The sequence below is a fragment of the Nitrospinota bacterium genome (genome assembly GCA_029881495.1).
GTDB lineage: Bacteria > Nitrospinota_A > UBA7883 > JACRGQ01 > JACRGQ01 > JAOUMJ01.
In genome coordinates this window covers 74,468-88,097 of the sequence record JAOUMJ010000008.1, presented here as the reverse complement: position 1 = coordinate 88,097, position 13,630 = coordinate 74,468, and the positions used below count along the sequence as shown (strand labels likewise).

At 48.6% G+C, this 13,630-nt stretch carries 17 protein-coding genes and 1 tRNA gene; 2 read left to right on the top strand and 16 right to left on the bottom strand.

What is annotated here, in order from left to right; translation table 11 throughout:
- Positions 1 to 17: 17 nt before the first annotated feature.
- On the bottom strand, positions 18 to 1,412 hold the full coding sequence (locus tag OEY64_05400; protein MDH5542381.1) for a sigma-54 dependent transcriptional regulator: 1,395 nt from the start codon (positions 1,410 to 1,412) through the stop codon (positions 18 to 20).
- Positions 1,413 to 1,532: 120 nt separating this feature from the next.
- Here OEY64_05400 and OEY64_05395 point away from each other — a divergent pair, with 120 nt between their 5' ends.
- Positions 1,533 to 1,721, top strand: a complete 189-nt coding sequence (locus OEY64_05395; protein MDH5542380.1) for a DUF2065 domain-containing protein — start codon at positions 1,533 to 1,535, stop codon at positions 1,719 to 1,721.
- A 165-nt stretch (positions 1,722 to 1,886) separates the two neighbouring features.
- Positions 1,887 to 2,708 carry an alpha/beta hydrolase gene (locus OEY64_05390; GenBank protein ID MDH5542379.1) on the top strand — a complete coding sequence of 274 codons (822 nt, stop codon included), beginning with the start codon at positions 1,887 to 1,889 and terminating at the stop codon, positions 2,706 to 2,708.
- Positions 2,709 to 2,772: 64 nt separating this feature from the next.
- Here OEY64_05390 and fliW read toward each other — a convergent pair whose 3' ends face one another.
- The 15 genes from fliW to OEY64_05315 all read right to left on the bottom strand — a co-directional run bounded on the left by fliW (position 2,773) and on the right by OEY64_05315 (position 13,562).
- Complete coding sequence (gene fliW / locus OEY64_05385) at positions 2,773 to 3,207, bottom strand: flagellar assembly protein FliW (protein MDH5542378.1); 435 nt, start codon at positions 3,205 to 3,207, stop codon at positions 2,773 to 2,775.
- Positions 3,204 to 3,449: a carbon storage regulator CsrA gene (gene csrA, locus OEY64_05380; GenBank protein MDH5542377.1), complete on the bottom strand. Its 246-nt coding sequence runs from the start codon at positions 3,447 to 3,449 to the stop codon at positions 3,204 to 3,206. The genes fliW and csrA overlap by 4 nt, the downstream gene beginning before the upstream one ends.
- Before the next feature lie 103 nt (positions 3,450 to 3,552).
- Positions 3,553 to 5,067 carry a flagellar hook-associated protein FlgL gene (gene flgL, locus OEY64_05375; GenBank protein MDH5542376.1) on the bottom strand — a complete coding sequence of 505 codons (1,515 nt, stop codon included), beginning with the start codon at positions 5,065 to 5,067 and terminating at the stop codon, positions 3,553 to 3,555.
- Positions 5,068 to 5,112: 45 nt separating this feature from the next.
- Positions 5,113 to 6,819 carry a flagellar hook-associated protein FlgK gene (gene flgK, locus OEY64_05370; protein ID MDH5542375.1) on the bottom strand — a complete coding sequence of 569 codons (1,707 nt, stop codon included), beginning with the start codon at positions 6,817 to 6,819 and terminating at the stop codon, positions 5,113 to 5,115.
- 2 nt (positions 6,820 to 6,821) lie between these two features.
- Entirely contained in the window at positions 6,822 to 7,319 is a 498-nt protein-coding gene (locus tag OEY64_05365; protein ID MDH5542374.1) for a flagellar protein FlgN, read from the bottom strand.
- Positions 7,319 to 7,645 (bottom strand): rod-binding protein, encoded by a 327-nt coding sequence (locus OEY64_05360; GenBank protein MDH5542373.1) that lies wholly within the window; start codon positions 7,643 to 7,645, stop codon positions 7,319 to 7,321. The genes OEY64_05365 and OEY64_05360 overlap by 1 nt, the downstream gene beginning before the upstream one ends.
- Positions 7,642 to 8,742, bottom strand: a complete 1,101-nt coding sequence (locus OEY64_05355; protein MDH5542372.1) for a flagellar basal body P-ring protein FlgI — start codon at positions 8,740 to 8,742, stop codon at positions 7,642 to 7,644. The genes OEY64_05360 and OEY64_05355 overlap by 4 nt, the downstream gene beginning before the upstream one ends.
- 9 nt (positions 8,743 to 8,751) lie before the next feature.
- Complete coding sequence (locus OEY64_05350) at positions 8,752 to 9,411, bottom strand: flagellar basal body L-ring protein FlgH (protein ID MDH5542371.1); 660 nt, start codon at positions 9,409 to 9,411, stop codon at positions 8,752 to 8,754.
- An 18-nt stretch (positions 9,412 to 9,429) separates the two neighbouring features.
- Positions 9,430 to 10,161, bottom strand: coding sequence for a flagellar basal body P-ring formation chaperone FlgA (gene flgA / locus OEY64_05345; GenBank protein MDH5542370.1), 732 nt, complete (start codon positions 10,159 to 10,161; stop codon positions 9,430 to 9,432).
- The gene (locus OEY64_05340) at positions 10,158 to 10,283 is read right to left on the bottom strand and encodes a hypothetical protein (GenBank protein ID MDH5542369.1); all 126 of its coding nucleotides are present in this window, start codon (positions 10,281 to 10,283) and stop codon (positions 10,158 to 10,160) included. The genes flgA and OEY64_05340 overlap by 4 nt, the downstream gene beginning before the upstream one ends.
- A 6-nt stretch (positions 10,284 to 10,289) precedes the next feature.
- Entirely contained in the window at positions 10,290 to 11,078 is a 789-nt protein-coding gene (gene flgG, locus OEY64_05335; protein ID MDH5542368.1) for a flagellar basal-body rod protein FlgG, read from the bottom strand.
- A 45-nt stretch (positions 11,079 to 11,123) separates the two neighbouring features.
- Positions 11,124 to 11,894, bottom strand: a complete 771-nt coding sequence (flgF, locus tag OEY64_05330) for a flagellar basal-body rod protein FlgF (GenBank protein MDH5542367.1) — start codon at positions 11,892 to 11,894, stop codon at positions 11,124 to 11,126.
- 326 nt (positions 11,895 to 12,220) lie between these two features.
- On the bottom strand, positions 12,221 to 12,577 hold the full coding sequence (locus tag OEY64_05325) for a MerR family transcriptional regulator (GenBank protein MDH5542366.1): 357 nt from the start codon (positions 12,575 to 12,577) through the stop codon (positions 12,221 to 12,223).
- A complete protein-coding gene (locus OEY64_05320; GenBank protein ID MDH5542365.1) occupies positions 12,564 to 13,283 on the bottom strand; it encodes an SPOR domain-containing protein in 720 nt (239 codons plus the stop codon). The genes OEY64_05325 and OEY64_05320 overlap by 14 nt, the downstream gene beginning before the upstream one ends.
- A gap of 203 nt (positions 13,284 to 13,486) precedes the next feature.
- Positions 13,487 to 13,562 (bottom strand) — tRNA-Val (locus OEY64_05315).
- Positions 13,563 to 13,630: the final 68 nt, after the last annotated feature.

Here is a 13,630-nt window from a genome sequence, read left to right as displayed (position 1 = left end):
TACGGCTGTTCAACCGCCTATTGAAGTGTTTTTGAACTTATCTTGTGCTTTTTAAGGAGCCTATGAAACGATTCCCTTTTCATGCCGGCAATGGAAGCGGCCTTTGTGACGTTGCCGCCTGTTTCCTTCAATACATTTTTCATGTATTTCATTGAGGAGATATCGTTGCTGACCTTCATGAACTGCCTGTAGTTTGAGATCTTGTCGGGGACTCCCGATGCAGTGTAGCTTTCGACTATCTCGGAAGGGAGATACTTGGTGGTAATCTCATTTCCATCTTCAAGAATTGAAACCCTTTCAATGATATTTTCAAGATGCCGGAGGTTGCCGGGCCATGAGTAGGCGCAGATCATATTCATCGCGTCTGTTGAAAAACCGGAAAAATTTTTCCCAAGCCTTTCGCCGTTCCTGCGGAGGAAATATTCGGCAATCTCCTTTATATCCCCACCCCTCTCTCTGAGAGGCGGAACTATTATCGGAAATTCCGATAATTGCCTGTACAGACTTCCGGAACCGTTCACGTCATCGGCATGGGAATCATCCAAACCGGATGCCCCACCGATGATTCGGCCTGAAAAAACGATATTGTCCTGTGGCGCTACTCCACCAACCGGAAGGAACTCGCCGGTTTTTATCACGTCCTCAACCATCTCTTTTATTTCATACGGCAGTGCAAAAATGTCCGAAAGAAAAATGGTCCCGTCGCCAACCGCTTCGAAAATCCCGGTCCTTCGAGTCTTCGTCCCCGCGGTTTCGCTCCCAACCAATCCAAAAAGCTCCACCTTGATATCGTCCGCGCCCAAGGTGCTACAATTAAAAGCAAGGAACGGGTACTCCATCCTCCTGCTGCCGGTGTGAATTACGCGCGCGAAAAACTCCTTTCCGGTACCGTTCTCGCCGAGTATCAGAACGTTGCTTTCCACTTCCTGAGCCTTCTTCACCAGCTCTCTTACGCTCTTTATGCGCAGTCCTGAACCGGGGATATTGCTTATCTTGTATTTCGCTTCGGCTTCCCCCTTGATGTTCTGCATCATCATCTCAAACTCTTTTTTTGTAAGAGCCTTTTTTATAAGATTTTTCAGAACGTCATTTTTAAACGGTTTTGAAAGGAAATGGAAAGCGCCGGACTTTACCGCCAGGACGGCCATCTCGATATCGCCATACCCGGTAATCATAATAACTTCCATCTCCGGATAGGATTGCTTGAACTCGGCCAGCAGATCCAGCCCATTCTCATTCTTCAAGCGGTAATCAAGCACCAGAACGTCCACTCTGTTCGCAGCAAGATATTTCCTTGCAGGCTCAACTTCCGTCTCCCCAATTACGTTATATTCGGTTTCAAGCGCCTTCTCAAGGATCCTTACTATTTCCGCTTCATCATCAAGTATCAAAATCGAAAACTTATGCTTCATTTCAACGCCTCATCAAACAACTATTAACATTATGATTTTGGTATATTATATGCGTTACATGCTGTTTCCGGCTGTTTCCGTTTATGTTACTTTTATATCACATTTTTTGTTACGAGGCATATGAAACTTTTTTTTGCCGCAATCGGCCTGGTATTGATATTTGAGGGGCTACCTTATTTCCTCAATCCTGATGGGATGAAAAATATGGCGCGCTTTATTGTCGATCTGGAGCCTTCAACATTGAGAGTTGCCGGATTGGGGTTAATGGTCGCCGGGCTTATACTTCTTTATCTTTTTATTCCAGCATAATAAACGGGTTTATTCTGGCTACCCCGCCACAGAAAGCGACTCACTTTTATACATCAAATGGATTTCATCGAGCTATCAGCGTCTACGATACGATCTCTCTCCGAAAAATACCTCTTACCATAATGCTTCAGATATGATATTTTTCCTCCCATGGTAGTGTTTTTTTTGCTCTCACTTTTTTTTATCCTCCCTCCGGCTATCTTCTATATGTTGACCTTGGCTATATCCACGATATTCAACTTGTTGGATGGAACGGGAAAAAGATTCAGGTTGATAAACCTCTACTGGTATTTCACTGGCGCACTCTCCTACATCGCCTACTACCTTGCTTTTATCTTCATAATCCCTCCCTGTATGGTGTGGAGGCTTCTCGGTATAGGCAAAACGGAGCCTGAGTCTGGCGTAAATGACGGTACCGTTGTCATACTTGTAAATGGATACCTTGCCACATCCTGCCACTGGTTCCTGTTCAAATGGCGTCTTGAGCGGATTTTAGGGAAAGGGAGAGTGGCAACATTCAGCTACAGGATCTTTGGCGGCTCCCTGGATGACTGGTCGAACAAGCTCGCTGAAAAAGTTAACCGCTTGAATTGCAAAAACGTAATCCTGCTCGGTCAAAGCCTTGGCGGGCTGATATCCTTTTGGGCCGCCGCAAAATTGAAAAATGGATTTGGTAGCAAAACCATTAGAGTTATATCCCTTGGAAGCCCTTTCGCAGGCTCCAAAATGGCCTCTTTCGCTGTTACCAGTTATGGACGAAAACTCCGACCGGGGATGCCGGAGATAGCAAATACGGAAGAATTACTCAAACAAGGGGGTGTAGCGATGACCAGCTACTGGTCCGAAATGGATTTGATCATAATCCCATCAGATTCAGCCGCCCCCTGCGCGACAGACGAACCTGCATCAAGCGAGATAACCTGCAAGGAGCTGGAAGGGGTAAGTCACGCAGGATATTATTTCATCGATCCCAAAAGGGTAATCTAAGACCCTTCAAATCCTCTTGGCACAACAACCTCCGCCAGACTGAGCGGGCGAAGGCCCCTTCTTTTCAGGAGATGATATTTTTAAAGACAAGCATCTTGGTATCCCATTGGCTGTCCTGAAGGATAACCTGCTTTGCCAGAAGCCTTGATTCGTTGATAACGACCGGAGCCTGCATATTCGCCGTCATATCCTTCGGATCCGGCGGAATGGTAACGATCACCTTCACCGTCACATCTTCGATCGATTTCGCCTTGAGCATCTCCTGTTCTCCGTCGGTGATATCGAACGCGTAGTCCTCGCAGAAGAGGAACGGGTTGATCATGACAAATCCTAGATTTGGGAAATCGACAGCCTGAAGGAGTTCGAATTCGGTACCCTCCATGAACGGAAGGATTATGTATCTTTTAATTTCCGGAAAACCTATCACACCGTCGTTGAAAGTGATTATTTTGGCCGGATCAATATCTATTTCTCCGAATCGTGCCGTTAATATTTTCATTTTTTCTTCCCCGGAAGATTTTTCATCAAGCTTCCCAGCGTTTCCAGGTTTGTTGCCTGCCATGCCGACGCCAGCCTGTTTTCCTCCTGAATTTTCCTGTAGACCTCTTCCCTGTGGATCGACATTGATTTCGGCGCCTCTATTCCGATCCGTACTGTTCGCCCGTTTACTTCCATTATCTGGATTACTATATTGTCGCCGATGTTTATCGACTCTCCCATTTTCCTGGTGAGTACCAGCATTCGGTTTCTCCCAATTTAAGCTTTCAACTTCTTCAATTACGGTTTCTGACTTAAGACTATTCATTCACTCTCCCTATTTCAAGGTATAAATATACCGTCCCTGTTATCTTATAAAATCCAGAAGCGTCGGCTGGATTATTGAAGCAGACGATTTGATAGTGGCCTGATAAGCGGTTTGCATCAGAGCGAACTCCGTCGCCGCCGCCGCCATATCCGCATCCTGCGAATAAGAGAGCATTGTCTTGGTATCGGCATCGTTCGACTGAAGCGTATCAGCGTTGTGCTGAAGCCTGTTTGTCCTCGCACCGACCACGCCTCTCACCATAGACGTGTTCAGAACCGCGCTGGAAAGATTATCAATGAGATTCATAATGCCGGCTTTGTCATTGGCCAACATTGCCTGTTCAAGATTTTTAAGTGTCGATATGAGGTTTCTTCCCCCGCCGATACCGAGCAACTCCGCCGTATTTCCTCCGATATCCTTCGCGAATGCCACTGTTGCGGATGTGGCTGAAACCAGCGAAAGGCTCGTGCCTGAAGCATTTATGGAGGCGGTCGCGTTGATGGGTGCCGTGTTTATCGTATTAAGAACATCCCCTATTGTCACCGCACTGGCAAACGACACCGTTGCTGAAGCCGAGCCGTTATGAAGCTCAATATCGGCAAGAATCATTCCCTTACCGCCGAACAGGTCCGACAGCCGGGTCGCCGCTGTAATCGTGGGATTAAGGTCGGTGCTGAAAACATACTGAAGGTTCCTGCTCCCTGCTAGACCGAGCTCCCTTGCCGAAGCTCCCCCTGCGTTATCCGATATCGTCATCGGGCCGGACACCGACGCGGTGGGGGTATTATCCATTATTCTCAGGCTCATACCGTCAGGAGCCAGGGATGCCGTCACATTCGCTCCGCTGGAGTTTATCGCCGCGATAAGGTTGCTGATGTTCATTCCGGGATTTATCTGTACATTCCCAGAAACACCGCTTCTGTCGGTTATCGTGAAATTCCCCGTGGAGATTCCCATTCCGCCGCGAAGTATCGACAGCGGCGTTGCCACATCCAGTTTCGGGTTCATGTCGGTTGTAAGGAATTCCGAAGCGAGGATCGACATGTCGATCCGGTAGTCTTCATTCACTTCCGCGACCAGATTTTTACTGTCCCCTGCGTACTCGCCGTTGGCGTCTATTGGCGGGAAGTTTGTCCTGCGCCCTCCGAATATGTAATCGCCGCCGACTTTACTGTTGCCCAGGCCAAGGGCGGTTTCCGCAAGCTGGGCTATTTCCAGCGCGGTAATTCTCCCGGTATCGGCATTTGTTGCGGCGCCTAGCTGTGACATTGCCAGCTCTTTTGCCCTGTTCGCGAGATCCGTGGCGGTTGCCACCTTCCCTTCGCTTACGATGAGATAATTTTCGGCTTTCTGGCTCATATCCACATATCTCTCGTTCCTCGCGAGACGTGTTTTATACATCAGAATATCGCCTATCCCTGTCGGGTCGTCTGAAGGTCTGTTCACCCTCTTTCCGCTCGACAGCTGCTCGCTTGCTTTCATCATCCCCTGCGTGTGCAGGAACATGTTCGATAGCGAGTTGTTGTACATCATTCGGTTGGTTATTCTAAACATGTCATATTCCCTGTATGTCTGTATCGGTCAAATTGAAAATTACCTTTACACAATATTTAATAATGTCTGTAACAGTTCATCGACTGTCGTTATCATCTTCGCCGCCGCTCCATAGGCGTGCTGGTATTTGACAAGATTGACCATTTCCTCATCGATGGACACCCCGGATATCTGTTCCCGGAAATTCATGACCTGATTGGATATTGATTCTGAAACCTGGCGGTTGCTGTGCGCGTTCTTCGCCAACGCCCCTACCTCGCCTACAACGGAACCGAGAAAATCATCGAAAGTAAAGAGGCCCGATGCCGAATAGGTCCCGCTGGCAGCGCCGACGGCAGACCATGCCCCGCCAATTGTTTTCTTGTACTGCAGATCGGCTATGCGCCGCGCCTGAATGCCGTCACCGACATTTGTCGACGAACCTGCCGCAATCTTGCTTGGATTATCCACTATCTGCTGATTCATCCTCATGTTGAAAGCCGCCCTGTCCGCCCCGCTGATATAGAACTTGTCGCCGGCTGCCGGGCCACCGTTTATCGCTATCGATATTCCGCGTTCCTGGAAAAACGAAAGCGAGGCGCCGGAATTGAAGGAATATGTGCCGGAAGAACTACCTTTGTCAGAGTTGTAGACGGAGTAGTTTCCCGCCCCATCAAACGTCAGCACAAAATGGTCAAGGTTTACTATTTCAGGGTTTGTTACAGATCCGGAAGTAAGTATCGCCCCGCCCAGGTTGGCGACATCCGCTCTTCCCCCAGGCGTGAGGTTGTTGAAAAACGTATTACCGGTAGAGCCGTCGAGGCCGAAACCCCCTTCGTGCAACCGGTTGACTTCCTTCACAACCGTCGCGGCAAGCGTATCAAGTTTTTCGAGGAAATTCGGGATATCGCCATCGCGCATACCGAGCCAGGCGCCGAACTGCCCCGCGTTGAATTCGGATGAAATATTTATCTGGTTGCCCGATGCGTCCTCCCACATGATATCGCTTACGGAGGCGTCGTTTGCGCTTGCTTTTGCCGAGAGCTGATAGTTGTTCTGGCCTACGACCAATGGCCTTCCGTCGTTGAGCATTACCACTATTTCGTTGTTGTTCTGTTCAAAATAGTGGACGTCCATATATCCCGAAAGCTGTTTCAGGAGCGCGTCCCTGGAATCCCTGTAATCGTTTGCCTTGTTCGTTCCTATTTCTGTTTCATGGACAAGCGAATTCAACCGCGCTATCTCGCCGGTTATCCTGTTCACCTCCGGCATGGATGTTTTCAGTTTTCTGTCAATATCCATCCGCAGGCGGAGAAGCTCGGTCCCCACTCTGCTCACATTCTGACTGAGCGTTGAAGCCCGCTCTATTACATCCCTTCTTTCCACGGCCCCTTCGGGATTAATCGCGAGATTATAGAATCCCTGAAAAACATCCGACAACATCCCACCAAGCCCTACGTCCGCTTCATTGAAAACAATATCAAGCCTATCCATGACATTCACGCGGGACTTCCAGTTTTCAAGGGTATAATTTGCTTCAAGCGACTGCTCGAACACCAGATTGTCAAACCGCCGTACTACGGAATCGAGCCTTATGCCGGTTCCGATCGTTACGTTACCGTAATTTATCGGAGTCGACGTTGTAAGCATCACGTCCTGCTTGTTGTAATCGGGATTTGAAACGTTTGCTATGTTCTGGCCAGTCACCTCAATGGCGGCCTGATTCGTGAGAAGAGCCCACTTTGCGGTATTCATTGCGTTATATACGTTCATTTTTACATCGCCTTTTTTAGCATGCTTCCGGGTGTAACACGCTGTTGGTTCAGCCTGGTACCGGAATAGGTAAGAAGCGGTTTTGACGTATTGTCAGAAAACATGATCGCGTTTCGCAATGTGCGAACAGCGCTCGACAATATTTTTTTATTGAAGTCGTTCATTTCCTGAACCCTCGAAAATATCTCCTTTAATTTATCCGAGAGCGAAAGTAGGGCCTTGCTCATCGTCGCCGCTTTTGAATGACTGGCTATTTCCTTTAGTGTTATCTCTCCGGGTTTTTCCATCTCCCTGGATATCTCAAGGACAAGATCCGATCTTTTCTTTTCCAGCTGTTTTATGCGGAATACGATATTTTCCTTTTCCTCTGTAATTCGCGCGATCTTGACGAATTCGCATTTTTCGATAGCCTCACGCTCCTCAAGGGTTTTTGAGGCAAGGTCTTCGTAAAGCTCCACGTTGTTCTCAAGAACCATCGCAAGCTCCTTCAGCTCTTTCATTATCTTATTCCAGCGGTCGCCATCGAGCCTGTATCCAAATAGGCCCTAGACATTTGTTTAAAGATGGCCTTTGCTATTCCCGAATTCCCTTTTTCCGCGAGAGATGTGGCGAGCTGATCGTCATACATGGAGCGGTATATCTCCTCTGCCTGTCCGCCGTTTATCAGTTCGTTCTGAGGTACGGTATCCCGCATCGCCTTTACGGTCTCTTTCATGAAAAAGGCCTCAAATTCCATGCTGAGCTTTTGCAGTTTCTGAAGGTCCTTTTTCTGTCGTGGGGTGAGGTTTTCCGGAATAACTGCACTCTTTACGTTTTCTGTTCTCATGATATTATCTCCAATTCTGCGCTGAGCGCCCCTGCGGAACGTAGTGACCTGAATATTGCCACCAGATCGCGCGGCGAGACCCCAAGCGCGTTTAAAGCCCTTACCAATTCCTGAATATCGGTATTTCTTCTTAGCATATTTAGACTTTCTTTTTTCTCGTTCACAGTCTGTTGAATAAACGGGTTTTTCACCTCCAGGGTCATTCCGCCAAACGAGATGGCGACGTTATTAATCTCTACGCTTTCGCCGATGATAATCGTGCCTGACTTTTCATCGATAACTACCTTTGCGATTACATCCCGCTCGACGTTCAGCACTTCGATCTCAGAAAGAAAACCAAACGGATCGCCTTTAAAGGATTCCGGCAATACCACCTGAACGGTTCCCCCGTCTATCCCTTTTGCGACGCCTTCGCCCATTCTGTCGTTAATGGCGAATACCATCGCGCTCGCAGTGGTAAAATCGGGGCTGTTAAGAAGAATATTAAAAGTCGATTTAACCGCAAAGTCGGTATCAACCGATTTTTCCACTATCGCGCCGCCATGGATAAGACCACCCGTGTATAGAGTCTGCCCTCTCCCTTTTTTGCTTCCGCTATCAGTCGCGGGGTTGAATTCCCCCTGTGCCACGGCATAAACCATCCCGTCAGCCGCCTTAAGCGGGGTGAGGAGGAGCGTTCCCCCTTCTAGCGACCTTGCGTCTCCAAGCGAGGAGACCTGAACATCTATTTTCGAGCCCGGCCTTGCGAATGAGGGGAGCGAGGCCGTAACCATCACGGCGGCCACGTTTTCAACGCGCACATCCCTAAGCTGCCTTGTCTGCGACACTCCCATGCCGCTAGTCGACAGCTGTCTTATGTCAACTGTAGTACCGAGCCTCTTCAACATGCTGAGAAGTGTCTGAATGGTGAACGGTGTTTTATATGAACGGTCGCCGCTGTTTTTCAGCCCGACCATCAGCCCGTATCCTATCAGCTGGTTTTCACGCATGCCGGCCACCGAGGAGATGTCCTTTATTCTTGCGGCATCAACGCCTGACGGCAATGCTACTGCGAGCGTCAGCAATACCGCGATGAACCTAAACAATTTTCTTTTCATTGATGCCTCCTAGAACGGCCAGATTATGTTTAAAAGTTTCTTGCCCCATCCGCCTGTCGTCGACCGATCGAGGCTACCGATCCCCTCGTATGTGATCTTCGCGCTTGCGATCTTTGATGAAATTATCGAGTTGTCAAAATTGATGTCTTCCTGCCTTACAAGCCCGGTTACTTTTATGTACTGGTTCGCGTCGTTCAACTTAAGCTCCCTTTGTCCGTCTACCTTCAACAAACCGTTTGGGAGAACCTCTGTCACCATGGCTGATATTGTCGCGGTGAAATCCTCGCTACGGCTGGTGTTGCCGACGCCGCGGAAGGAAGTGCCGCCGCCTATGCCGCCTGCAACGGCGCTAGCGCCGAAAAGCGGGAGATTGAAATCTAAACTGCTTTTGCTATCCCGGATATCCCTGCTGACGGCGCTGTTGCTTGCCTGACTCCTTTCAACAAGGTGCACGGTAATAATGTCCCCTATCCTTGCCGCTTTCTTGTCGGAGAACAGAGTGCTTCTGCTTGTTTCACCCGGCCATAGGGAACCCTCGGTTCTTGGGGCTGGACGTTCAGGCTCCGGCTCCACAACTACAGGCACCGGTATTTCCTTTGCGCACGCGCCGACCGTGAGACTGATGAGCATTGCCACCGTCAGCTTCAACCAAAATTTCCTTGTTCCCATCACTATTCCCAACTTTCCTTAAAAAACGACCTGAATAACGGATTGCCCGATTACACGGCCAAATATTTTTTTGTTCGACCTGGTGTTCAACACCGAGATCGTTTCACCTATCGCACCGTCTTCCCTTGCTATTCCCTGCATCGTTATCTTTACCTTCTGACTTTCAGCTATCAGTAAAACCATTTCGCCCGCCTTTACATCGGGGGAGCTTTTTATTGACGATTTTTTTACCGCATACCCGGCGGCAATCCGTCTATCGGCTACCTGACCTTCTACTTCTGCAAGTTCCGTGCACAAATCCCCTATCGGGAGAGATACCGCCTTCTCCTCAAGGCTCAGCATGTCGGGCGAGATCAATGTTCCCGCGCTGATGTGCGACTGGGCGACCACAATGTCGGCATATGCCTTCAAGGTGGCGGTTCCATTCAACCTTTTGATTAAGCTGTCTTTATTCAGAAATTCTATGGCAAACGATATTCTTTTGCCCCTTGGCGAGCCGATGGGGACAATCCTGAAATTGTCGAAATCCGCAGGAATATTTGCTTCTCCGGGGAGATTAATCCTGCTTATTTCCCACCTCTTTACCTGGGGATCTATGATCTTCGAGAATTCAATTTCGATCTCTTCCTTCACAGACTCGGAAAAATCTTCCCATGAACCGGCAATTTTTTCCGTCTGCGTTGCCGCTGAAAGATGCACTGGGATAGCGAAAACCGATAGGAACGCGGCTAATATAAACAGCTTTTTCATGTGGCACTCCCTCCTGTAAAAACCCTGCGGACTGATCGCTTTGCGAAAACCTCCGCGATGATGGTAAGGGGGAGGATCAGCATTGTTAAAAGCACCGCCTTCACTACCCTTCTTTTATTCATTACCTATTACCTCTTTAGGTTTGTCGCCGTCTGAAGCATTTCATCCGAAGTGGTTATCCCTTTCGAGTTGAGCTCGTAAGCCCTCTGCGCAAGGATCATGTTGGTAAGTTCTTCAACGACGTTTACGTTTGAGCTCTCAACAAATCCCTGCATGATGGTTCCAAGCTCCGATTCACCCGGAATGCCGACCATCGGTGTGCCGCTTGCTTCGGTCTCCTTGTAAATCCCCCCCCCCTCGGAATTGAGGCCTGCGGGGTTTACAAAATTGACAAGCTCTATCTGCCCCACAACATTTGGGAGCGGAGAGCCGGGCTGTGTTACGGAAATCTCGCCGTTCTTGGCTATCGAGATCACCATTGCGTCCTGCGGGATGATGATCGAAGGATCAAGCGGCTCGCCGTCCGAGCTGACCAGCTGACCGCTGCTATCGAGCCTGAAGGAGCCTACCCTTGTATAGCCGATGCTTCCATCAGCCTGCAAAACCTGGAAAAATCCTTTTCCTTCAATTGAAAGATCGAGCTCGTTACCGGTCTGTTCGAAATCACCCTGCGTGTGCAGCTTCGAAACAGCCGCCAGCTTTGTACCCATACCTATCTGTATACCTGTCGGAACCTGCGTCCCTCCGGGAGCCTTTGTGCCGGGCATCCTCTCCGTCTGGTACAGAAGATCCTGAAACTCCGCGCGGCTCCTTTTAAACCCGAGGGTATTGACGTTTGCGAGGTTGTTGGAAATTACGCTGATGTTTTTCTGCATAGCTCCCATGCCTGTGGCGGCTGTGTAAAGTGATCTTAACATTGGCTATCTCCTAATATTTTTACTGTTTCATGTTTCATGTATTAACTACCGGGCAACCTGATTGATAAGTTTTGAATTCATTTCGTCTTCCGACTGTATCGCCTTTTGGAACGTGGAATACTGCCTCAAGGCAGTAATCATCTTTGCCATTTCAGATACCGGATTTATGTTCGACCCTTCCTGGAAGCCCTGTTTCACAATCGCATCCGACCATGAAGTGTTTTCCATGTTTTCAGCCAGGTAAAGAGAGTTACCCTCCTTCTTCAAGACCTCGTTGTCGGCAAACTTCACGACCTTCAGCTGAGCTATATCCTCACCATTTGACCCTGCAATGGTGCCGTCTTCCCTGATGTGAAACGCCCCTTCGTCCAGTCTGATAGGGCTGTTCTGCCTGTCGATAACTACATTGCCGTCGAGTGTTTCCAGATACCCCTCGCGCCCTACGGTAAAGCTACCGCCGCGGGTATATTTTTCGCCGTCCGGTGTAAGTAGCGCAATAAATCCATCACCCTCAAGGGCGATATCAAGAGGACTGTCTGTCTGCCTTAGGGCGCCCTGTGAAAAGTCGGTAAATTTTCCAGATGCTACCAGATATGTAGAATCGTTTTTACTCTGTGGAAGATAACCAGAAGCGATCTCCGCGCGTGTGCCGATCCCCGCGCCCGGTTTGAGATTGTCCTTCAGATACGACTCGAAGATAGCCCTGTCCGCCTTGAATCCGGGCGTGTTCATATTCGCCATGTTGTTGCTGATATACTCCATCGCCCTCTCCTGAGCGATACTGCCGCTCGCGGCTACATACGATCCTTTGTCCATTGCTATCTCCCGTCAAAAATATTGTCTGACCAAGTAAGGGGCAAAAGGTGTGCCACTATTGGGAAAACGGAAGAGAATTAATGATATTAAAAGATTATTATTACTATCTTATTGTTTTTAAAAGCTTTATATGTTGGCTGTTTTCCGCGATACGTCACAGGATTGAATGCCCATCATTCCATGATCGTGAGGGATATTTGGCAGGTAGGCAGAATTATCCATGCCCAACCGTCAAAATAACATTGCGTAAAAAGTGGAGAATTGACTTTATTAGGGGGGGCCTATTCAATTCATGAAATCTGCCGGTAAGGGGTCGAGGGTGCGGGTCAGCTATTGAGAATTCCGAGAATTTCCTTTAATCCCTTCCTTGTCTGCCGTACGGCATCAATTATCGCGTCTTCCTTTGAGCTTGTTTTTTTGCGTTTCTGAAGTCTTTTTTTGGCTCCGGCGATGGAAAATCCGTCCTCGTACAGAAGAGATTTTATCTCGAGAATAAGCTCGATATCCTTTCTTGTATATTGCCTCCGCCCGCTGTTGGTCTTTCTCGGTTTCAGTTCGGAGAACTCGCTCTCCCAATACCTGAGCACATGAGGCTCGATCGTTGCTATTTCCGAGACATCGCTTATCTTGAAGAACATCTTGTCCGGAATGGCCGTGATCTTTCCGTCGTTATTCCCGTTCATCGTCCCTCAATTCAATTATTGTTTTAAATCCCGCCGCATCGGCCCTTTCGGCACACAGCTTGGCCGATCCCATATCCCTAAAAATTTCCGAGATCACCTTGTAAACTCTCTTCGGTTTTTTCTCAATCACCAGTTCCGCGGGTATCCCGATACTGCCAAGCTTCTCCTGTACCCCTGTGGCGATGCTTCTGTTCCAGACAGACCCCGATACTATGTATTTTTGTTCAAGAAAGGGTATCGGTGCAACCCCTAATTTTTTCAACTCCTTTTGAGCCCTTTTGCGAGAATCAGGATTCACAAACGGCCCGGCCTTCACACTGAATGAAGGGAGAGGATATTTCGTCTCGAATACCGACCCTTTTATCCCTTTTTCCTCAAGATTTTTACTGAAAGCCGCGGCATTTTTCCTGTCCAGAAATATGGCATACCTTACAAAATAGCCATGTTCCCGGGATTTCGGAGCTTCAGCGGAGGGGAATCTCCTCTCCACTTCCTCTTTTGAAATTACTACAAATTTGGCTTCTCCAATCTCTGCGGCTCCCTCTTTCGCTAAAGGCAAAGGCTCCTCCTTTATCTTTTCATCGTGGAAATTCCGATATTCCGCCGGTTCAGTCTGCGGCTTGAAAACCTCCCCCGGCGGTTCTTCTTCCGGCATTTGAGTGACAGAGGCCGAGACTTCAGCCCCCTCCTCTGAACCGGTCAGCATGGCCGAGATAAAAAACCAGACCGTCAACGAAAGAATTAAAAGGATGAAGAAAACATTCAGGAGTGAAGCGATGGATGCTCGTTTGTCCGACGGTTTTATCGTGAACCGGATCCCTGGCCCCTCGTTAAGGAGATTGAACCTTTTAATACGCCTCTCCCCGTATGTTTCCTGCCGTGATGGAATTTTAGTGTGCTATCGAAATATGGTGGGCGAAACAGGGATCGAACCTGTGACCCCCTGCTTGTAAGGCAGGTGCTCTCCCAGCTGAGCTATTCGCCCACGAAGAAGGAATTATAACAGATAGCCGTTTTTAATAAACAAAAACTTCTTCAGGGAAATACACCGCA

Bases quoted from the DNA above. Each gene is read 5' to 3' on its own strand.
- OEY64_05400 (MDH5542381.1), bottom strand. From the start codon at position 1,412: ATGAAGCATAAGTTTTCGATTTTGATACTTGATGATGAAGCGGAAATA.
- OEY64_05395 (MDH5542380.1), top strand. From the start codon at position 1,533: ATGAAACTTTTTTTTGCCGCAATCGGCCTGGTATTGATATTTGAGGGG.
- fliW (MDH5542378.1), bottom strand. From the start codon at position 3,207: ATGAAAATATTAACGGCACGATTCGGAGAAATAGATATTGATCCGGCC.
- csrA (MDH5542377.1), bottom strand. From the start codon at position 3,449: ATGCTGGTACTCACCAGGAAAATGGGAGAGTCGATAAACATCGGCGAC.
- flgL (MDH5542376.1), bottom strand. From the start codon at position 5,067: ATGTTTAGAATAACCAACCGAATGATGTACAACAACTCGCTATCGAAC.
- flgK (MDH5542375.1), bottom strand. From the start codon at position 6,819: ATGAACGTATATAACGCAATGAATACCGCAAAGTGGGCTCTTCTCACG.
- OEY64_05365 (MDH5542374.1), bottom strand. From the start codon at position 7,319: ATGAAAGAGCTGAAGGAGCTTGCGATGGTTCTTGAGAACAACGTGGAG.
- OEY64_05360 (MDH5542373.1), bottom strand. From the start codon at position 7,645: ATGAGAACAGAAAACGTAAAGAGTGCAGTTATTCCGGAAAACCTCACC.
- OEY64_05355 (MDH5542372.1), bottom strand. From the start codon at position 8,742: ATGAAAAGAAAATTGTTTAGGTTCATCGCGGTATTGCTGACGCTCGCA.
- OEY64_05350 (MDH5542371.1), bottom strand. From the start codon at position 9,411: ATGGGAACAAGGAAATTTTGGTTGAAGCTGACGGTGGCAATGCTCATC.
- flgA (MDH5542370.1), bottom strand. From the start codon at position 10,161: ATGAAAAAGCTGTTTATATTAGCCGCGTTCCTATCGGTTTTCGCTATC.
- OEY64_05340 (MDH5542369.1), bottom strand. From the start codon at position 10,283: ATGAATAAAAGAAGGGTAGTGAAGGCGGTGCTTTTAACAATGCTGATC.
- flgG (MDH5542368.1), bottom strand. From the start codon at position 11,078: ATGTTAAGATCACTTTACACAGCCGCCACAGGCATGGGAGCTATGCAG.
- flgF (MDH5542367.1), bottom strand. From the start codon at position 11,894: ATGGACAAAGGATCGTATGTAGCCGCGAGCGGCAGTATCGCTCAGGAG.
- OEY64_05325 (MDH5542366.1), bottom strand. From the start codon at position 12,577: ATGAACGGGAATAACGACGGAAAGATCACGGCCATTCCGGACAAGATG.
- OEY64_05320 (MDH5542365.1), bottom strand. From the start codon at position 13,283: ATGCTGACCGGTTCAGAGGAGGGGGCTGAAGTCTCGGCCTCTGTCACT.